The sequence below is a fragment of the Paraburkholderia sp. Ac-20340 genome (genome assembly GCF_017104965.1).
In the GTDB taxonomy this organism is placed as follows: Bacteria; Pseudomonadota; Gammaproteobacteria; order Burkholderiales; family Burkholderiaceae; genus Paraburkholderia.
On the sequence record NZ_JAAGPR010000001.1, the window covers coordinates 1 to 18,788 of the forward strand.

The 18,788-nt window shown below is 64.0% G+C and carries 17 protein-coding genes and 2 pseudogenes; 16 read left to right on the plus strand and 3 right to left on the minus strand.

Annotation, left to right across the window (positions count from 1 at the left end):
- The 15 genes and pseudogenes from G3N59_RS00005 to G3N59_RS00070 all read left to right on the plus strand — a co-directional run.
- A pseudogene (locus tag G3N59_RS00005) lies at nt 1-267 on the plus strand (IS481 family transposase); the annotation flags it as partial.
- Nucleotides 268-587: 320 nt separating this feature from the next.
- Nucleotides 588-1,379: a transporter substrate-binding domain-containing protein gene (locus G3N59_RS00010; RefSeq protein WP_205980428.1), complete on the plus strand. Its 792-nt coding sequence runs from the start codon at nt 588-590 to the stop codon at nt 1,377-1,379.
- Nucleotides 1,380-1,383: 4 nt separating this feature from the next.
- Nucleotides 1,384-2,118, plus strand: a complete 735-nt coding sequence (locus tag G3N59_RS00015) for an ABC transporter permease subunit (RefSeq protein ID WP_205980429.1) — start codon at nt 1,384-1,386, stop codon at nt 2,116-2,118.
- A complete protein-coding gene (locus G3N59_RS00020; protein ID WP_205981040.1) occupies nt 2,115-2,885 on the plus strand; it encodes an ABC transporter permease subunit in 771 nt (256 codons plus the stop codon). The genes G3N59_RS00015 and G3N59_RS00020 overlap by 4 nt, the downstream gene beginning before the upstream one ends.
- A 55-nt stretch (nt 2,886-2,940) precedes the next feature.
- Entirely contained in the window at nt 2,941-3,870 is a 930-nt protein-coding gene (locus tag G3N59_RS00025) for a homocysteine S-methyltransferase family protein (protein WP_205980430.1), read from the plus strand.
- Between the two features lie 363 nt (nt 3,871-4,233).
- The gene (locus tag G3N59_RS00030) at nt 4,234-4,827 is read left to right on the plus strand and encodes a hypothetical protein (protein WP_205980431.1); all 594 of its coding nucleotides are present in this window, start codon (nt 4,234-4,236) and stop codon (nt 4,825-4,827) included.
- A gap of 167 nt (nt 4,828-4,994) precedes the next feature.
- Nucleotides 4,995-5,816, plus strand: coding sequence for an ABC transporter ATP-binding protein (locus G3N59_RS00035; RefSeq protein WP_205980432.1), 822 nt, complete (start codon nt 4,995-4,997; stop codon nt 5,814-5,816).
- A 183-nt stretch (nt 5,817-5,999) separates the two neighbouring features.
- Nucleotides 6,000-6,944: a TauD/TfdA family dioxygenase gene (locus G3N59_RS00040; RefSeq protein ID WP_205980433.1), complete on the plus strand. Its 945-nt coding sequence runs from the start codon at nt 6,000-6,002 to the stop codon at nt 6,942-6,944.
- A gap of 73 nt (nt 6,945-7,017) precedes the next feature.
- The gene (locus tag G3N59_RS00045) at nt 7,018-8,121 is read left to right on the plus strand and encodes an ABC transporter substrate-binding protein (protein ID WP_205980434.1); all 1,104 of its coding nucleotides are present in this window, start codon (nt 7,018-7,020) and stop codon (nt 8,119-8,121) included.
- A 17-nt stretch (nt 8,122-8,138) separates the two neighbouring features.
- Nucleotides 8,139-10,487: a TonB-dependent receptor gene (locus tag G3N59_RS00050; RefSeq protein WP_205980435.1), complete on the plus strand. Its 2,349-nt coding sequence runs from the start codon at nt 8,139-8,141 to the stop codon at nt 10,485-10,487.
- Nucleotides 10,484-12,160: an ABC transporter permease gene (locus tag G3N59_RS00055; protein ID WP_205980436.1), complete on the plus strand. Its 1,677-nt coding sequence runs from the start codon at nt 10,484-10,486 to the stop codon at nt 12,158-12,160. The genes G3N59_RS00050 and G3N59_RS00055 overlap by 4 nt, the downstream gene beginning before the upstream one ends.
- A gap of 74 nt (nt 12,161-12,234) precedes the next feature.
- A pseudogene (locus G3N59_RS37235) lies at nt 12,235-12,906 on the plus strand (sulfatase-like hydrolase/transferase); the annotation flags it as partial.
- Nucleotides 12,907-13,114: 208 nt separating this feature from the next.
- Nucleotides 13,115-13,861: a sulfatase-like hydrolase/transferase gene (locus tag G3N59_RS37240; protein WP_277397873.1), complete on the plus strand. Its 747-nt coding sequence runs from the start codon at nt 13,115-13,117 to the stop codon at nt 13,859-13,861.
- A 145-nt stretch (nt 13,862-14,006) separates the two neighbouring features.
- Complete coding sequence (locus G3N59_RS00065; RefSeq protein WP_205980437.1) at nt 14,007-14,837, plus strand: Crp/Fnr family transcriptional regulator; 831 nt, start codon at nt 14,007-14,009, stop codon at nt 14,835-14,837.
- Between the two features lie 56 nt (nt 14,838-14,893).
- A complete protein-coding gene (locus G3N59_RS00070) occupies nt 14,894-15,442 on the plus strand; it encodes a glutathione peroxidase (RefSeq protein ID WP_205980438.1) in 549 nt (182 codons plus the stop codon).
- Nucleotides 15,443-15,481: 39 nt separating this feature from the next.
- Here the strand turns inward: G3N59_RS00070 and G3N59_RS00075 are convergent, their stop codons facing one another.
- The 3 genes from G3N59_RS00075 to G3N59_RS00085 form a co-directional block, all read right to left on the minus strand.
- On the minus strand, nt 15,482-16,918 hold the full coding sequence (locus tag G3N59_RS00075) for an MFS transporter (RefSeq protein WP_205980439.1): 1,437 nt from the start codon (nt 16,916-16,918) through the stop codon (nt 15,482-15,484).
- Between the two features lie 96 nt (nt 16,919-17,014).
- Nucleotides 17,015-17,821: an alpha/beta fold hydrolase gene (locus G3N59_RS00080; RefSeq protein WP_205980440.1), complete on the minus strand. Its 807-nt coding sequence runs from the start codon at nt 17,819-17,821 to the stop codon at nt 17,015-17,017.
- A 191-nt stretch (nt 17,822-18,012) separates the two neighbouring features.
- The gene (locus G3N59_RS00085) at nt 18,013-18,273 is read right to left on the minus strand and encodes a DUF1488 domain-containing protein (protein WP_205980441.1); all 261 of its coding nucleotides are present in this window, start codon (nt 18,271-18,273) and stop codon (nt 18,013-18,015) included.
- 248 nt (nt 18,274-18,521) lie between these two features.
- Between G3N59_RS00085 and G3N59_RS00090 the strand changes: the two genes are divergently transcribed.
- The gene (locus G3N59_RS00090) at nt 18,522-18,776 is read left to right on the plus strand and encodes a DUF6723 family protein (protein ID WP_205980442.1); all 255 of its coding nucleotides are present in this window, start codon (nt 18,522-18,524) and stop codon (nt 18,774-18,776) included.
- Nucleotides 18,777-18,788 lie beyond the last annotated feature (12 nt).

Below are 18,788 nucleotides of genomic sequence, written 5' to 3' on the forward strand. Positions count from 1 at the left end.
GATATGAAAACGCCTGTCACGCGTTATCGGCCCAGTGCGCGCACATTCCCTGCGATCCTGCCGCCGATCGAATATGGGGAAAACGATGTCGTGCAACGCGTCGGATGGAACGGAGAGCTACGCTTCAGGCAGCGGCGATTCAAGGTATCCAGCGCGCTGCACAATCTGCCGGTAGGCATTCGCGAACGCGCTGGAGAAGACGACTGCTATGACCTGTATTTTGCGCACCACTGCTTTGGGACTATCAATCTGAACCAGCAAACGTGAACGGAGAATGTGTTACCCATGTCTCCGTACACCTGTTACCTATGTCTCCAGTCCATACACCGCTGCAAAGAAAAGTAGGTGCCGCCCCGCACAGGGGCGACGCTAATAGACCGACACGACCACAAGGAAATGCCAACAAAAAAGCAGAAAGAAATAGAAATAACAATCGAGCGCCCCCAAAAAAAACGCCCCAACTCCTCCCCCACAGCCCAAAAAAATATACAAACAACCAAAGGTTATTTGAAAGCTGCGACCTGACCCGCTAAAGTCCCCCCCTTTCGCCGCCCAAGGCGACCGCACTCTAAAAACCGGACTCCGACATGCGCGCTCGCATTACCCGCCTCGCCGCCGCCCTGCTGGCCATCACTGCATCTTCGCTCGTCGCCGCAGCACAACCCACGCTGCGCATCGGCGTCGATGCGGAATCCTATCCGCCGTTCTTCTCCAAAGACGCTTCGGGTAGCTGGAAAGGCTGGGAAATCGATCTGCTCAATGCTGTCTGCACGAAAATGAATGTGCATTGCCAGCTCTCAGATATCGCCTGGGACGGCCTCGTCCCCTCGCTGCAAAACGGCAAGATCGACGTGATCTGGTCGTCGATGACGATCACGGGCGAGCGTCAGAAAGTGATCGACTTCACGCGTCCGTACTACGAGTCGCCCACGGTCTTCGTCGGCGCAAAGAGCGATAAGCGCAAGGTCGACTGCGCCGTGCCCGCGACGTTCAAGGGCCGCGTGATTGGCGTGGAAGCCGGTACGAACTTCTCGGCCTTCCTCGACGCGCGCTTCAAGCACGACGCGCAGATCAAGTCTTTCGACAAGTTCGACAACGCGCTCGCCGATCTGGTCGCCGGTCGTGTCGATTACGTGCAGGAAGGCAAGGGCCTCTTCACGGCGTTCCTGAATTCGCCGGACGGCAAGGACTTCGAGATCAAGGGCACCTGCAAGGATGATCCGGTACTCGGTCTGGGCGTAGGCGGCGGCGTGCGTCGCGGCGATGCGCTGCGCGCGCGTCTGTCCGATGCCATCGCCCAGGTGCAAAAGGACGGCACGTGGGACGCGATCACCGCGCGATACCCCAAGCTGCAAGGCACGATCGAAAAGAGCAACTGATTCCGTGCTGATCGATACCTCCGTCTTCGCGCTGCTGTCGTTCGGTAACGGCGGTTATGGCCGCGAGTTCGCCGCGGCCTTCGCGCAGACGGTCGCGGTCGCGGCCGGTTCATTTGCTGTCGGCACGTTGGCGGGTTTCGCGGGCAGCGGCGCCAAGCTCTCGCGCCATGCGCCGCTGCGCGTGCTGGGCCGCAGTTACACGACCGTCGTGCGCGCGCTGCCCGAATTGCTTTGCCTGCTGATCGCGTTCTATGCGCTCGCGCCCGCGCTGGAAAGTGCGCTGCACGCCGCGCATCTGGTGTCGCCTGCGTTCGCGTTCGATCCGCTCGCGGTGGCGATCTGTTCGCTCGGCTTCATTCAGGGCGCGTATCTCACCGATATCTTTCGCGGCGCGTTGATCGCCGTGCCGGCGGGCCAGGTCGAGGCCGCGCTTGCGTTCGGCATGACGCGCGCCCAGGTATTCCGGCGCGTGCGTTTGCCGCTTGCCTTGCGGCTTGCGTTGCCGGGCGTGAGCAATGTCTGGCTCAACGCGACCAAGGATGCGTCCTATATCAGCGTGCTCGGTTCGTTTTCCGATCTGCTCAAGACGAGCCAGCTCGCGGCTGGCGCGACGCGTCATTATCTGTTCTTTCATCTCGTCACCGCTGCGCTCTTTCTTGCGCTGAGCATCGGCTCGATGGCCGTGTTCGGCACGCTGCAAAAGCGCGTGAATCGCGGTGTGCGGCTGGCTTCGCTCTGATGTTCTCGTTTGCGTTCCTCACCGGCACCGTGCTGCCGAAACTCATCGAGGCCGTGCCCACCACGCTCTCGCTGACCTTTATTTCCGGCGCAGCGAGTCTCGTGATTGGCGTGCCGCTCGCGCTGGCCGCCGGTGCGCGTAGCTTCGCATGGCGTTGGCCCGCACGCGGCTGGATCACGCTGATTCGCGGCACGCCGCTGCTCGTGCAGATCTATCTGCTTTACTACGGCTTCGGCCAGATTCTGCCGCGCGAGTGGATGCGCGATAGCTGGGCTTCGCCGTTTCTGCGCGATGCGTACTGGTACGCGATCGTTGCGCTCGCAATCAACGAGAGCGCCTATGTGGCGACGATTCTGCGCGGCGCGATTGCGGGCGTGCCCGCGGGCGAGGTGGAAGCGGGCTACGCATTCGGTATGTCGCGCTGGCGTGTGCTGCGCAGCATCGTCGGGCCGCGTGCATTGCGGCTCGCGCTGCCTGCTTTGATCGGCGAAACCATCCTGCTGATGAAATCCACCGTGCTGGCCTCCACGATTACCGTGTTCGATGTGCTCGGCACCGCAAATACGCTGCGTTTCGAGACCTTCCGCGTTTATGAACCGCTGGCGGGCGCGGCCATCGTGTATGTCGCGCTAGTCGTGGCGCTCACCTGGCCTGCTGCGCTGCTGGAAAAGCGCCTCAATCGCTATCTCGTGCGCGAAACGCCGCATAGCAAGGGCAATGCGGCACGAAGCGGCGCGCGCGTCGAAACGATTGGCGCATTGCGCTGAGCGATTCGCCGAGCCATTCGCGCGCCGCAACCCCGACAACTTTCAGGCTACAACAATGATCCGAATTCTCGATGGCGGCATGGGCCGCGAACTTCTGCGCATGGGCGCGCCGTTCAAACAGCCGGAATGGTCGGCGCTTGCGCTGATCGAAGCGCCCGAGTATGTGCGCGCGGCCCACGATGCCTTCGTGCGCGCCGGTGCCGATGTCGTGACGACGAATTCCTATGCGGTCGTGCCGTTTCATATCGGCGAGGAGCGTTTCGCGCAGCAAGGCGTCGCGCTTGCGGATCGCGCGGGCCGTCTCGCGCGTGAAGCGGCCGCTGCGGCAGGCGAGGCGCGTGCCGTGAAGGTGGCGGGTTCGCTGCCGCCGGTGTTCGGTTCGTATCGGCCGGATCTGTTCGATGCCGAAAAAGCCGCGCCCTTGCTCGATGCGCTCGTGCAGGGTCTCACGCCGCACGTCGATCTGTGGCTCGGCGAAACGCTGAGTTCGATCGATGAAGCGCGCGCCGCCCGCCGTGCGCTGGGCGACGATGTGCGTCCGCTGTGGCTGTCGTTCACGCTCGACGACAGCGGCGATGTGCAGGCAATCGTCGAAGGCCGCGAGCGGGCGCGGCTGCGTTCGGGCGAAACGGTGGAAGCCGCCGTCGAGGCGGCGCTGGAACTGGGCGCGCAGGCGTTCCTGTTCAACTGCAGCCAGGCGGAGATCATGCGCGCGGCGGTGGTGGAAGCGCGCGACGTGCGCGAGCGCAACGGCGCCGCGCTGGAACTGGGCGTGTACGCGAACGCATTCGAACCGGAGCGCGAATCGATGGCCGCGAACGACGGCTTGAGCAAGCTGCGCGCCGATCTCGAACCGCAAGGCTATGCGGAATTCGCGCGTTCGTGGGCGCAGGCCGGGGCGTCGCTGATCGGCGGTTGCTGCGGTATCGGCCCGGAGCATATCGAAAGGCTGGCAAGCGTGGTGCGCGACGGCGCCATGGCATAACGTACGTTGGAGCACGCTGGCGCTCAACCCCCGTACACGTCCCGGATTTGCATGGCAGAATCGGCAGGCAGCCGATAAGACATCTAAAACATGCATTGCGGTTAGCGCCACCCAGGCAGAAAGACGTGGCGCGTCAAACGGGGGACGTCAGCCATGACAACGATAACGTTCGAAGAGTGCATCACGGGCACGTGGCGCGATTCAATCAGAATGGTCCGGCAGCGGCCATTGTTGATCGCCGCCACGACCGTGGCGATTTACTTTGTGCAATTCATGCAAAGCAAATTGCATCACGCGCCCAGACGACATTCCTTGTTGATACCGCTGCTCATCCTGGGCCTGTATCTTCTCAAGCTATTGGTCATGAACGTATTGGCCGTGCAGGCAATACGTTACGTGGTGCTGGGCGAATCTCATACCGGACTGCCCTTGGGCCGGAATCTCTGGCGTTATTACGGCGTCTCGCTCGGCTTTTTTCTCGCGTATTTTCTGAGTATCCTGCTCGGTCCGCTGATTGCCATACTGATCCTGCGTTTCATCGGCATTCACGGCCACGGGCGCGCGCTTTCCATGACGCTGGTTTTTGCGGCGCTCATGCTGGCGGTCTGGATCAATTTACGGTGTAGCCTGGTGGGTTGCCACGTTGCGCTTGGGCGGCCGCTGAATCTGCGCGCGGCATGGCGCGACTCGCGTGGCAACGTCCGGCGCATCGTGGGTTTTCATTGCGTGCTTGCGCTTTCGTTATGCGCAATCCTCTTACCGACCGCTCTGGTCGGTGCGGTGGCGAACTGGGTGCTGGGCGAAAGCGGGCACAGTCCCGTGTTCAGACTCGTCGAGTCAGTGGCCTTCGGGCCGATGCTGATCGTAGCGGGAGCGGGCAGCGCGTGGCTTTACCGCCGCTTCGCGCGTTCATTGCTGGAATCGCCCGGCGCGCCTTCGGCGCAATCGCCGGGCTGATCGCTGCGCCATTCCTTGCCAAAGCCTTTCACTCACTCTATCGATCAAGCCGTATTCAGGAATATCGATAGCGCCAAATCGCCGGGTAATCTGACCACTCTTTGACAGACAACCCGGCCGGGCCTTTTTGATAATGGACGCCTCAGGCTCCCACAATCAGGCTCAGCATGAACGCTCCCACAACGGCGCCGTATCGCAGCGGCGCGCCTGCCTCACACGCTCAATCCACGGCTTTCGTGCGGCTGCACGGCGTCAGCAAGCGCTTTCAGGTTGGCGGGCAGCCGCGCGCGATTCTCGCCGATCTCGACCTCGATATTCGCCGACAGGAATTCATTGCGATTCTCGGCGAAAGCGGCTGCGGTAAATCCACTTTGCTGCGTCTGCTGTGCGGGCTCGACGCGGCTTATGACGGGCAGATTCTCGTCGATGGCGTGGCGCCGAAAATCGGCAACGACGAAGCGGGCGTGGTGTTTCAGGACCCGCGTCTCTTTCCCTGGCTCACCGTCACGCAGAACATCGCGCTCGGGCTCGCGCGTTTTCAGCTCGATCGCGCCGAGGTGCAGCAGCGCGTGAACGAACATATCGCGCTGGTGGGGCTCGCGGGCTTCGAGCAGGCGCTGCCGCATCAGCTTTCGGGCGGCATGGCGCAGCGCGTGGCGCTGGCGCGCGCGATCGTTGCGCGGCCTGCGTTCCTGCTGCTCGACGAACCGTTCAGCGCACTCGATGCGCTCACACGCTCGCAGATGCACGATCAACTGCTGCGCATTCGCGCAGCCGCCGACCTGACGATGCTGCTAGTCACGCACGATGTTGAAGAAGCGGTCTATCTGGCCGATCGCGTGGTCGTCATGGCGCCGCGCCCCGGCCCGTTGCGCGCGACGGTGGAGATTGGCTTGCCGTATCCGCGCCATCGCGCCGAAACCGCATTCCAGCAGCAGCGCGAGCGCCTGCACGCGCTGCTGGGTCACGGCGCTCATTCGCATAGCTGAATGTGTGCTTTGGACTGTCAAGGCATAGACAGATATTCAAACGATGTCCCGGTAGCATGGTTGTAACGATTGCGGCGCATTGAAGAAGCCACGATCTGAATGACGCGGAAACGCGCACGATCTCAAGCCGGCGCTTTCCATATTGATTCATAAGGATTCCTTTTATTTTCAGGCGGAAAAATCATGTCGAAACTGAACGTAGTGGAAAGCGGCGAACTGTCCATTCATCCGGTCACGGGCCGTATCGGCGCGGAGATTCGCGGTGTACGCCTCTCGGGCGATCTGCAACCGGCGGCGCTGGAAGCCATCAACGCGGCCCTGTTGCGGCATAAAGTGATTTTCTTTCGCGATCAGACGCATTTGACGGATCAGGAGCAGGAGTCGTTCGCGAAGCTGCTGGGCGATCCGGTCGCGCATCCCACGGTGCCGGTGCGCGAAGGCACCGAATATCTGCTCGAACTCGATTCGCTGCACGGCGGCCGCGCCAATTCGTGGCACACGGACGTCACGTTCGTCGATGCCTACCCGAAGGCGTCGATCCTGCGCGGCGTGACCAATCCCGAGGTGGGCGGCGATACCGTCTGGGCCAACACGGCCACGGCATACGACGATCTGCCGGACACGCTCAAGACGCTGGCCGAGCAACTCTGGGCCGTGCATAGCAACGATTACGACTACGCGGCCGCCGCCAGTTACTCGCGCAATACGCTGAGCGAACAGGCGAAGGCGGCTTACGAGCGTTATCGCGAAGTGTTCGTTTCCACGCGCTACGAAACCGAGCATCCGCTGGTGCGCGTGCATCCCGAAAGCGGCGAGAAAACGCTCGTGCTGGGCCACTTCTTCAAGCACTTCATCGGCCTGCCTGGGTCGGCATCGAATCATCTGTTCGAAGTGTTCCAGGGCTATATCACGCGCCTCGAAAACATCGTGCGCTGGCGCTGGCAGGCGGGCGATGTGGCGATCTGGGACAACCGCGCGACGCAGCACTATGCCGTCAACGATTACGGCGATGCACGCCGCGTGGTGCGGCGCGTGACGCTGGCGGGCGAAGTGCCCGTGAGCGTGGATGGCCGCTCGAGCGTGACGCGCCGCGTCGAAAAGAATCCGAAGCTCGCCGCCGCGGCTTGATGAAGAACGGCATGCCGTCGCGATTCGGCGTGGCGGCATGCGCATAAAAAGTGCTTATTTGCAGGGGGTTCCCGTGGCACGTCGATTTTTCGCACACCGCTTTTTCAAGTTTGTTAATGCCGTCTCTGTCGTCGCGTGTGCGCTGCTGGCACTGGTCTCGCCCACGGCTCATGCACAGAACGTGATCCGTATTGCAGTGCCCTATATCGGCGCTGCTTCGAAGCCTGCGGGCGGCGGTGTGGTCGACGTGCTTTACGCAAACCAGGCGCTGGAAAAAGCCTTCCTGAAAGACGGCGTGAAGATTCAATGGACTTTCTTCAAAGGCGCAGGGCCGGCCATCAACGAAGCCTTCGCGAATCATCAGGTCGATCTGGCGTTTCTGGGCGATCTCGCGGGCATCATCGGCCGCGCGAATGGACTCGATACGCGGCTGATCGCAGCGCTCGCGCGCGATATCAACGGTTATCTGGCGGTGCAGCCGGGGCAGGGCATCAAGGATCTCAAGGACCTCAAAGGCAAGCAGATCGCACTCTTTCGCGGCACGGCGCTGCAACTCTCGTTCGACAGCGTGTTGCGTAGCGAAGGCCTGACCGAGCGCGATTTCCGCATCGTCAATCTCGATCTCAATGGCGCGGCGGCGGCCATTGCTGCGCATCGTATCGATGCCGTCTGGGGGCCGTCGTCGCTATTCATTCTCAAGGACAAAGGGCTGGTCGAGATTCCGGTGAGCACGCGTGGCCGCGATGGCGTCGGTACATTCAAGGCGGGTCTGGTGGCGTCGAACGATTTTCTGCGTGCGCATCCCGAGTGGGCGCAGAAGGTCGTGACCAACGTGCTCGCGGCATCGGACTGGGTGTCGGATCGCAAGAATCTGGATGCGTATCTGCAACTCGAACAGACCCGTGCGGGCACGCCGGTTTCGGTCTGGCGCAACGAGATTGGCGATAGCGATCCGGCCACGTTTTTCTCGCCGCTGCTCGATCCGTACTTCGTCAACGCATTCAAGCGCGATGTCGATACCGCGAAGCAGCTTGGCATGATCCGCCAGAGCTTCGATGTCGATCAGTGGGTTGACGCGAGGTATCTGAATCAGGCGCTTGCGCAAACGAAGCTCGGCTCGCGCTGGCAACCTTATCGCACCTTCGGCGAAGTCGAAAAAACGGCAAAAGCGAATTAAAAGGCACCTATAACAACATGAAGGACCACCCGACGTTTTTCCGGCTGACGGTCATTGCCGCAGCGATATTCGCCTCCACGACGGCGTGGGCACAGGACGATGCCAGCGCCGCGCAGACCCAGAAAACCGACGCCCCGCAGACAAAAAGCGAAAACCCCGTGCAACTGAAGGAGTTCACAGTCACGGCGCGCCGTCGTGCGGAAAGCGCGCAGAAAGTGCCTGCGCCTATTTCGACGGTCAGCGGGCAGGAGCTGGAGCGTCAACGTCTCTATCGCATCCAGGATTTGCAGCAGACTTTGCCGAGCCTGAATGTGGCGTTTATCAATCCGCGCCAGTCGAGCATTTCGATTCGCGGCATCGGCAATAATCCGGCCAGCGATAATCTGGAGCCGAGCGTTGGCGTGTATCTCGACAACGTGTATCTGGGCCGCCCCGGCATGGCCGTGTTCGATCTGCTCGATATCCAGCAGGTCGATTTGCTGCGCGGGCCGCAAGGTACGTTGTTCGGCAAGAACAGCACGGCGGGCGTGCTCAATATCTCGACGCGTCCGCCGCAGTTCCATACCGAAGGCTATCTGGAGCAATCGGTCGGCAACGACGGCTACGCGCAGACCAAGGCGCATCTGTCCGGGCCGATTTCGGAAACGCTGGCGGGCACGCTCGATCTGGAGCATACGCACAGCGACGGCAGCGTGACGAATCTGTACAACGGCAGTCAGTTGAATGGCGTGTCCAACTACGGCGTGCGCGGCCAGTTACTTTGGAAGCCTAACAATGATTTGAGCGTGCGTTTTATCGCCGATTACAACACGCAGAATTCGAACACCGGCGCGCTGCTGCTCTACGGCGTGCCCACAGGCAGCACGTATTCGTCGCGCGCGGCGTTGCTGGGCGTGACGCCCGTGGCGAATCCCTCGCAGTTTCAGGTCAATACCGATACCACGCCGCACATGAACGTCCATCAGGGCGGCGTATCGACGGAAGTGAATTACAGGCTGCCGTCCGGCTATTCGCTCACGTCGATTTCGGCGGCGCGCTTCTGGGACTTCTCGCCGACCAACGATGGCGATGGCCTGCCCGTGCCCGCCATCAGCAATGCGGGCGTGCGCGTGGACGATCACCAGATCTCGCAGGAAGTGCGACTGGCTTCCCCCACGGGCGGCCCGATCGACTGGGTGGTGGGCGCGTACTACTTCTACGAGCAGACCAACACGAACACCTTCACCGCGTTCGGCCCCGATGCGGATCTGTTCCAGTACGGCGTGAATCGCGGCATCCTCAACGGCGTGACCGCTGTTTCGCCGGCTTCGGTCGAAACGAATAGCGCCGCGCTGTTCGGCCAGGCGACGTGGCATATCAACACGCGCGCCGACCTCACGGCTGGCGTGCGCGGCACCTACGAAGACAAGACCGGTTACGTGAACCGTCTCGCCCCGACGGGCGGCGCGGAACTCAGCGGCTCCCTGCTGGCGCTGCGCAATGCGGCGGTGGGCGCGTATCAATCGGGGCAACTGGGGCAGCACGGCATCAGCCCGTCGATGATGCTCAATTTCAGCTACAAGCTGACGTCCGACGTGCTCGCCTACGCGACGCTGTCGCACGGCGAGAAGTCCGGCGGCATCAATATGGCGGTGGGCTCCGCGCCCACGCTGGGCGCGAACTCGCTGCTGTTTGGCCCGGAGCGCGCCAACGATGCGGAACTCGGCATCAAGAGCGAATGGCTCGATCATCGGCTCGTGCTCAACGCGAATCTGTTCTGGACGCAGATCAACGGCTATCAGGCCACGACTTACGTGACGGTGCCGTCCAGCGGACTCGTGACCCAGGTGCTGGCCAACGGCGCGAATGTGCGCTCGCGCGGCGCGGAACTCGACCTGCGCGCGCGGCCCTTGCGCGGTTTGACGCTCGGCCTGAACGCGTCCTACGTGAACGCCACCTATAGCTCGTACACCAACGGCCCGTGCGCGGCGGAAACCACCATCGCCACTGGCGCGACCACCTGCAATCTCACGGGCAAGCCGGTTTCGGGCGCGCCGCGCTGGATCGCCAATCTGAGCGCGCAATACGAATTCCCGATCGGCCACGACATTGACCAGTACATCACCGGCGTGTGGTCGCTGCGTTCGAACCAGTACGGCACGCTCGACGATTCGCGCTACGGCCGCCTGCCGGGCTACGGCATCTTCAATCTCGCGACGGGCTGGCGCCTCAATAGCGGCGCGCACAAGTGGGATTTCTCGATCTGGGCGCACAACCTGTTCAACCGGCATTACTACCTGGCGTCGTTCGCGAGCGTGCAGAACACCTATACGGCGATGGCGGGCGACCCGCGCATGGTCGGCGCGACGCTGCGCTTCACGTATTGACCGACCCGACCGACCCGACCGACCCGATTTTTCCTTGCTGCGAGGCCGATATGCTCAACACGGCGAATTCGACGATTCTCGACGATGCGGTTGATGAAGCCGCCCGCACCGCCAGCACCGCGCGCGCGGGCGGCCGGGCGATCTCCTGGTCCGCGCTGCTGCCGTGGGCGTTGCCGGTGTTCGTCTATCTGCTCTGGTGGAAGGCTTCGCAGGCAGGCTGGATGTCGGCGCAGATTCTGCCCGCGCCCGAACGGGTCTGGGAAACGGCGCGCGACCTGCTGCACGACGGTCTCGTATCGAATCTGCTGATCAGTCTGGAGCGGCTCGCGATCGGCTTCGTGCTGGGCACGCTTGGCGGTGCGCTGCTCGGCGCGTTGATGGGCGCGAGCGTGATCGCGGAAGACGCCATCGCGCCGCTGTTCTATGCGATTGCGCAGGTGCCGCCGCTCGCGTTGCTGCCGTTGCTGATGGTGATGCTGGGCATCGGCGAGGCGCTGAAGATCGTGCTCATTTTCAAGGCCGTGGCGATTCCCGTGGCGATCCACACGCAAACCGGCGTGCGCGGCATGTCGTGGCGCTTGCGCGAAGTGGCGGGCGTGCTGCGCCTGGGCGCGTGGCAGCGCGTGCGTCTGCTGGTGGTGCCCGCCGCTTTGCCGGCTTTTCTCACGGGCGTGCGCCAGGCGCTCGCGCAGGGCTGGCTCACGCTGATCGCGGTGGAACTGCTGGCGTCGTCGGAAGGCATAGGCTATCTGATGGTCTACGGCCGTCAGATGTTTCAACTCGATGTGGTGTTCGTCTGCATCGTCACGATCGGGCTGACGGGTTTCGCGATCGATCAGGGCGTGCAGCGTATCGACCGCTGGCTCGTGCGCTGGCCGCATGAAGCGCCGGGCGCGCGCGTCGCGACGTCCGCGCGTGGCGGGCAACGTTACGCGCGCGGCGCCGTATTGCCGGCGGCGATTCTCGCGCTCTGGGCCGTGGCGGCGCATCTGCATTGGGTCGACGCGAACCTGCTGCCCGCGCCGCGTGCGGTCCTGCATGGCGCACTCGACGATCTGCGCAGCGGCGCCTTGCCCGTTGCGCTCGCCCATACGCTCGCGCGTGCAGGCGAAGGTCTCCTCGCAGGCGCTGTCGCGGGCCTGACGCTCGGCATCGCCCTGGGCGCGGTGCCATGGGTGCGCCGCGCCTTCGGCCCGACGCTCACCGCCTTGCGTCAGGTCGCGATCTTCGCGTGGATTCCGCTGCTCACGGCCTGGGCCGGTCTGGGCGATCTCGCCAAGGTGATCTTCGTTGCGCTCGCAGCGTTCTTCCCCGTGGTGCTGGCGACCAGCCGCGCCGTCGAAGGTCTGCCGCCCGCGCTTGTCGAAGTCGCGCTCACGCTGCGCCTGAACGCCTTGCAGCGCCTGCGCTGGCTGATCGTGCCGGCGATCCTGCCGGGCGTGTTCGCGGGGCTGCGTCTCGCGCTCGTTTATGCGTGGCTGGGCGCGATCGGCGCGGAGTATCTGATGCCGTCCGGCGTGGGTCTGGGCACGTTCATGATGGACGCGCAGCAACTCTTTCGCACGGACCGTCTACTTGCCGCAGCGGTGACGATCGGCGCGCTGGGCGCGTTGTTCGGCTGGCTCGGCAGCCGCCTCGAAGCGTCGACCACGCGCTGGCGCACCCGGCATTAAGCGCTCACGTGAATCGGCGATCGAGCGACTGAACGATCAAGCGATTGCACACCACCTCATCGGAACCTCACACCATGTCCCAGCCTTCCAGCAAGCGGCCCAACTTCCTCGTGATCGTCGCCGACGATCTGGGCTTTTCCGACCTCGGCGCATTCGGCGGCGAGATCGCCACGCCCAACCTCGACGCGCTCGCTCACGCGGGCGTGCGCTTCACCGATTTCCACACCGCCTCGGCCTGCTCGCCCACGCGCGCGATGCTGCTGAGCGGCACCGATCACCACGTCGCGGGCATCGGCACGATGGCGGAGGCGCGCCCGCCGCATCTCGCCGATAAACCGGGCTACGAAGGTTATCTGAACGACCGCGTGGCCGCGCTGCCCGAACTGCTGCACGACGCAGGCTATTTCACGGCGATGGCGGGCAAATGGCACCTCGGCCTGACGCTCGACCGTGCGCCGTCCGCGCGTGGCTTCGAGCGCTCGTTCGCGCTGCTGCCGGGAGCGGCGAATCACTACGGTTTCGAACCGGTGGGCGAAGACGACGAGCAGCCGCGCCTGTTGCGTTCCACGCGCGGGCTTTACGTGGAAGACGGCCTGTACGCCGACCATCTGCCCGACGATTTTTACTCCTCTGACACTTTCGCCGACAAGCTGATCCAGTACCTGGGCGAGCATCGACAGCAGGCCGACGACCGGCCCTTCTTCGCCTATCTGCCGTTTTCCGCGCCGCATTGGCCCTTGCAGGCGCCCGCCGAAATCGTCGAGCACTACCGCGGCCGCTACGACGCGGGCCCCGATGTGCTGCGCGCCGAACGTCTGGCGCGGCAGAAAGCGCTCGGCCTGCTCGACACCGACGTGGCCGCTCACCCCGTCGTCGCGCCCACGCCCGAATGGGACGCGCTGACGCCGGAAGCACGCGCATTCTCCGCGCGCACCATTGGAGGTCTACGCGGCGATGGTCGAACGGCTCGACTGGAACGTGGGCCGCGTGATCGACCATCTCAAGCAGACCGGCGAATTCGACAACACCTTCGTGCTGTTCCTCTCCGACAACGGCGCGGAAGGCGCGCTGCTCGAAGCCCTGCCGATCTTCGGCCCGGACCTGCAACGGTTTATCCGCGATTACTACGACAACAGCCTGGAGAACGTCGGGCGCGGCAACTCCTACGTCTGGTACGGCCCGCGCTGGGCGCAGGCGGGCACGGCGCCTTCGCGGCTCTACAAGGCGTTCACGACCGAAGGCGGCATCCGCGTGGTGGCGTTTGCGCATCACGCGGCGCTGGCGCGGCGCGGCGTGGGCGACGCGTTCGCCACCGTCATGGACGTGGTGCCGACCGTGCTCGAACTCGCGGGTGTCGAGCATCCGGGCACGCACTGGCGCGGGCGCGACATCGCCGCTGTGAAGGGCCGTTCGCTGCTGCCGTATCTGCGTAACGAAGCCGATGCCGTGCACGACGCCACGCATGTGACCGGCTGGGAGCTGTTCGGGCGTCGCGCGGTGCGTCAGGGCGACTGGAAGGCCGTGTTCATTCCGGCGCCGGCCGGGCCGGGCGTCTGGCAGCTTTACGATCTGGCGCGCGACCCCGGCGAAACCCAGGATCTGGCCGATGCCGAACCGCAGCGCCTGAACACGCTGCTCGCGCATTGGGAAACCTACGTCGAGGAAAACGGCGTGCAGGCTTTCGAGTTCGCGCCGGCGTAACAAGCAAAGCAACAAGGCGACAAAGCGCAAAACGGACGCGGCCTTAGCGCGGCGTCCTTGATATGGATAGCAAAAAATCATGGTTTGGGCCGGTGGGGATCGGATGCTCAAATGGTTTGCCCATCTCATCCCCGGAGAACCCATCATGGCCGCCTTAGCCCGCATAGCGGAGCGCTTCGCCGCGCCCGAACGGCGCGCGGGACTCGCGCATTCCACGGCTGTCCCGCCCGCGTCGCTTGAGACGCACGAGGCGCTGTTCCGGCGCGCGCTCGACCCGGTGACGCGCCAGCGCGTCATCAACGCGTTTCTCGCCAGCCCGAGCCTGCAGAACTGGTCGGCGGGCGCAGCGGCCACGCTCGTCGATGCGGGTTACGAAAAGACCTGGCTGCACGGCGAACGGGTGGTGCCGTATCAGGCCGATTGCAAGGAAATCCTCATCGTGCTGGCGGGCGCGCTGGAGGCGAGCTGGGTGAGCGCGTCGGGCGCGCGCGTGATCGGCGAATATATCCAGCCGGATTCGGTCATCAACATCATTCCGGCGCTGGACCGCAAGGGCTCGCTGTGTGACCTTTATGCGCGCGGGACGGTGCGGCTGTACCATATCCCGCGCGAGTCGATGCTCGACCTGTTCGAGCACCAGCCCGCGTTGATGCGCGGCTTTTTCGAGCTGATCTGCTCGCGCAATCGCGAACTGAATAACCGCTTCCGCTTTTCGCGGCTGGCCGATTTCAGCGCGCGGGTGGCCGAGCGCCTGCTCAGTCTCGCGGATCGCTACGGCAATGCCGTGGAGGCGGGCGTCGAGATCGGCCTGAAACTATCGCAGGACGATCTGGCGGCGCTGCTGGGCGTGTCGCGGCAGAGCATCAACAAGGAATTGCGTTCGTTCGCCGATCGCGGCTGGATCGAGATCCGCTATGGGCAGATCACGATCGTCGACAGCGCGGCCCTGCTGATGGTGCGCGAGGCCTGCGAATAGCCGCGGCGACGGAGCCCTCAAACACAAACCGACACAAACCGACAAAGGACACAGACATGAGCACGATTTACGACATTCCCGTGAACGCCATCGACGGCGCGCAAACCACGCTGCGCCCGTACGCGGGCAAGGTGCTGCTGGTGGTGAACGTGGCCTCGAAGTGCGGGCTCACGCCGCAATACGAAGGGCTGGAAGCGCTTTACGAAGGCAAGCGCGCCGAAGGTCTGGAAGTGCTGGCGTTTCCCGCCAACAACTTCAAGGGCCAGGAACCGGGCACCGACGCCGAAATCCAGGCGTTCTGCACGGGCACGTTCGGCGTGAAGTTTCCGCTGTTCTCGAAGATTTCGGTGGTTGGCGACGACCAGCATCCGCTTTATCGGTCGCTTACGGGCGCGCAGCCGCAAGCGGCCGGCGACGGTGCGTTCCGCGCGCGCCTCGAAGGTTTTGGCATCCAGCCGAACGCCGCGCCGGACGTGCTGTGGAACTTCGAAAAATTCCTCGTGAGCCGTAGCGGCGAAGTGGTCGCGCGCTTCTCGCCGGATACGCCCGCTGACGATCCGAAGCTGGTTGCCGCGATCGAGGCGGAGCTGGCGAAGGCGGCTTGATCTTGCATCGCGTGCATCGAGCGCATCAAGCGCAGCGAGTCACGCAGCCCGTTCGGACTTCTCCGGCTTCTGCGTGACCAGCACACGGCTGCCTGCGTTCGCGGGCAGCAGCGCGCTATCGATCGTCGCCAGCAGCGCCACGGCGGCGATCATCCAGAACGCCAGATGGAAATCGGCCGCCGTCGCCCGCCCGGCAGCGGCGCCGTGCCATTGTTCGGCGATCGACAGCATCAGCGCGCCGACCGCAATCCCCATCCCCGCATTCATCTGCTGCATCACCGAAAAGAGCGTAGTGGCGTCGCGCATCTGCGCTTGCGGCACATCGGCGAAACCGATCGTATTGAGCGCGGTGAACTGCATCGAGCGCGTCATGCCGGTGAAAAACAGCAGCGCGCAGACCAGCCAGTAGGGTGTATCCGCAGCCAGTTGCGTGCAGGCCGCGAAGCCCGCCGCGACCAGCAGACCGTTCACCAGCAGCACCGTGCGAAAACCGAAGCGATGCATGATGCGTGTCGTGCCCGGCTTCATGGCGAGATTGCCCGCGAACAGCCACAGCAGCAGCGCGCCCGCCTGCACGGCGCTATAGCCGAAGCCAATCTGGAACATCAGCGGCAGCAGAAACGGCGCGGTGCCGATGGCGGTGCGAAACAGCGATCCGCCCAGCGCCGTCACGCGGAACGTGCGGATCGACAGCGGCCCGAGGCCGAACAGCGGATGCGCCGCGCGCCGCAGATGCACGACGCTCAGCGCCAGCAGCGCGACGCCGCCAATCAACACGTCGATGGAGACGGCAAGCGGCACATCGGCGCGACTGACGGCCTCGATGCCCGCCATGAAGAGGCCGAAGCCCAGAGCGCTGAACACGAAGCCGGTGGTATCGAATCGTTGTGTCTGCAACGTTCCGTTGCGCACCAGCATACGCGCCGCCACGAAGGCAATCGCGCCTAGCGGCAGATTCAGCAGGAAAATCCAGTGCCAGCTCCAGTGCGTGCTGATCCAGCCACCCACGGGCGGGCCGAGAATCGGCGCGACCAGTGCGGGCCAGGTGAGGATGGCGATGGCGCGCACGATGCCTTCCTTGGGCGTTTCGCGCATCACCACGAGCCGCCCGACCGGCACCATCATCGACCCGCCGATGCCCTGCAGCACGCGCGCGGCCGTGAAGCCCAGCAGCCCCTGGCTGAGCGCGCACAGCAGCGAAGCAAAGGTGAACACGGCGATCGCAAGGCTGAATACGCGGCGTGCGCCAAAGCGGTCTGCGGCCCATCCGCTCACGGGAATGAAGACCGTGAGCGCAACAAGGTACGCCGATACCCCAACCGACAGATACGCAGGCGCCGTGCCGAAATCGCGCGCCATGGCGGGCAGCGACGTGCCGATCACGGTGGCGTCGAGGTTTTCCATGAAGAACACGCCCGCGACGAGCAAGGCAATGGCAAAGCGCCGCCGGGCGGCGAGAGGGGACGTGGCGTCCATGCTGGGTGATCCGGTACGGGGTTGGAGCGAAATAACGGCAGACAATCTGCGCATGTTAGTCGATATAGACGCGCGAGCGCGCGCGCCCATGCAGCTTCATGCCGCCTGCAACCACCCCAGCACCTGCTGCCATTCCTGCGCGGTCATCGCGCCGAACCAGTCGTCGTGATCGGCGGTGGGCAGCATCAGCAGACGCGCATCGCCGTGTGCGTTGGCAAAGCGCTGCGCGTGCGCAACCGGGATCAGCGTATCTTCGCGCGCCCCGACGATCACGAGCGGACCCTTGTAGCGCGCCACGGCGGAAACCGAATCGAAGCCGTCGTGCAGCATCCAGCGCACCGGAAAGATCGGATACTTTTCGGCTGCGACATCGGCGAGCGAATCCCACGGCGTAATGAGCACGACGCCCGCGATCTGCGACTCGTTGCCCTTGACGACCTGCGAAGCCATGCCCGCGCCCAGCGATTCGCCCACGAGATAGACCGGGCCGCCCCATTGCGCGATGGACGTCGCGAAAGCTTCGCGCGAAGCCGCGAGCGCCGCTTCCATCGTGCGTGCGCCCGGCCGGTTGCCGTGCCCCGGATATTCGACGATCACCGCGCGATAACCGGCGCGCACGAAAATATCGGCGAGCGGCAGCTTGGTTTCGGCGGATTCCTCGTTGCCGTGATAGACGATGAAGGTGCCGCGCGGCGCGCGATCGGCGGGCGTGACGACGTAGCCCGCGTACTGGCCTTGCGCGTGCCAGACGTCGATGGCGTCGCCCGCATGCGTGGTCGCGCGCAGATCGGGCGCTTCGGGCGTCGAAGGCAATAGCAACTTGTCCTGCATGAAAAACAGCACCAGTGCCGCCACCAGCCAGGCGGCCAGTGCGATGCGTAAGCCATAAGAAAGCAGCCGCATGGTCGATCTCGCGCGTTCGTTTTCGTGGAGGGCTGCGCAAGTATAAGGAGAATCGACCGATGAGCCGTGACAGGGCGCACAAGGGCGGCTGGCGGTCCTGTCACGGCATGAAGATGCGGTCCTGCGGGCAGGAAATTACGTGAAATCATGCTCGCGTCCCTTTGAAAGCAGGACCGCCGGCACACGGGCCGCTACTTGAAATCGCCCGTTTCAAGCTCCACCGATTGCCCGCCGTTCTTCGACAGCGCATTGCGCGCGGCCTTCTCGATGCTGGCACGGTTTGCCTCGAAGGCGCTCAGCAGGGCGTGCGAGGACGTGCCGTTTTTGTCGAAGCGATCGTTGAGCGCGTCTATCGAGACGCTGCACCATACGGGCCGATCGTCCACCTGGGCTTCGAACGCGATACGCGAAGCCGCCACGGCGTGACGGCGGTTCGTAAATTCGATCCTCATCTGATTCCTCCGTGTGCATATTGCCGGATTGCCGGGCGCGGAGCGGCCCGGTCTGCTGAGGGCCGCAAGTCATGCGCCTGACGAATTGCACGGCGTGTGTGAATCGCACCCTCTTTGCGCCAGCGCGCGCACCCCGGGCGCACTGCTTGCGCTAAAGCCGGGAAGCGCCCGACGGCATGACGATTGCGCATGCCGCCATGAAGCTTCCCCAAAAACCGCGACAGCGCAGCCGCCTTCAGTGACAGTCAATGCAAAAATCAGCGATATCAGCCGGTGACTTCCGGCGCGAGGATTACGACGTCGTGTGCGGACAGAAGGTCAACGCGCTCGGCCGCTATATCGGCTATCTGCGGATTCGCCGCATACCGGATGGCCGGATCATCTATCCGTTCGACGGCTGCCAGGTGCCCGGACCGTTTGCCACCGGCGACGAAGCCCGGCGCGCGGCCTGCGAAATGGCGGAGGAATTGATCCGGCTCGATATCGCGAGCCCGGAAACGTGAGCGCGCCGTGGC

What these genes read in the sequence shown, in the direction of transcription:
- G3N59_RS00065 (WP_205980437.1), top strand. Translation starts at nt 14,007, where the DNA reads ATGGCCGCCTTAGCCCGCATAGCGGAGCGCTTCGCCGCGCCCGAACGG.
- G3N59_RS00090 (WP_205980442.1), top strand. Translation starts at nt 18,522, where the DNA reads ATGCAAAAATCAGCGATATCAGCCGGTGACTTCCGGCGCGAGGATTAC.
- G3N59_RS00075 (WP_205980439.1), bottom strand. Translation starts at nt 16,918, where the DNA reads ATGGACGCCACGTCCCCTCTCGCCGCCCGGCGGCGCTTTGCCATTGCC.
- G3N59_RS00040 (WP_205980433.1), top strand. Translation starts at nt 6,000, where the DNA reads ATGTCGAAACTGAACGTAGTGGAAAGCGGCGAACTGTCCATTCATCCG.
- G3N59_RS00080 (WP_205980440.1), bottom strand. Translation starts at nt 17,821, where the DNA reads ATGCGGCTGCTTTCTTATGGCTTACGCATCGCACTGGCCGCCTGGCTG.
- G3N59_RS00050 (WP_205980435.1), top strand. Translation starts at nt 8,139, where the DNA reads ATGAAGGACCACCCGACGTTTTTCCGGCTGACGGTCATTGCCGCAGCG.
- G3N59_RS00035 (WP_205980432.1), top strand. Translation starts at nt 4,995, where the DNA reads ATGAACGCTCCCACAACGGCGCCGTATCGCAGCGGCGCGCCTGCCTCA.
- G3N59_RS37240 (WP_277397873.1), top strand. Translation starts at nt 13,115, where the DNA reads ATGGTCGAACGGCTCGACTGGAACGTGGGCCGCGTGATCGACCATCTC.
- G3N59_RS00070 (WP_205980438.1), top strand. Translation starts at nt 14,894, where the DNA reads ATGAGCACGATTTACGACATTCCCGTGAACGCCATCGACGGCGCGCAA.
- G3N59_RS00025 (WP_205980430.1), top strand. Translation starts at nt 2,941, where the DNA reads ATGATCCGAATTCTCGATGGCGGCATGGGCCGCGAACTTCTGCGCATG.
- G3N59_RS00030 (WP_205980431.1), top strand. Translation starts at nt 4,234, where the DNA reads ATGAACGTATTGGCCGTGCAGGCAATACGTTACGTGGTGCTGGGCGAA.
- G3N59_RS00085 (WP_205980441.1), bottom strand. Translation starts at nt 18,273, where the DNA reads ATGAGGATCGAATTTACGAACCGCCGTCACGCCGTGGCGGCTTCGCGT.
- G3N59_RS00010 (WP_205980428.1), top strand. Translation starts at nt 588, where the DNA reads ATGCGCGCTCGCATTACCCGCCTCGCCGCCGCCCTGCTGGCCATCACT.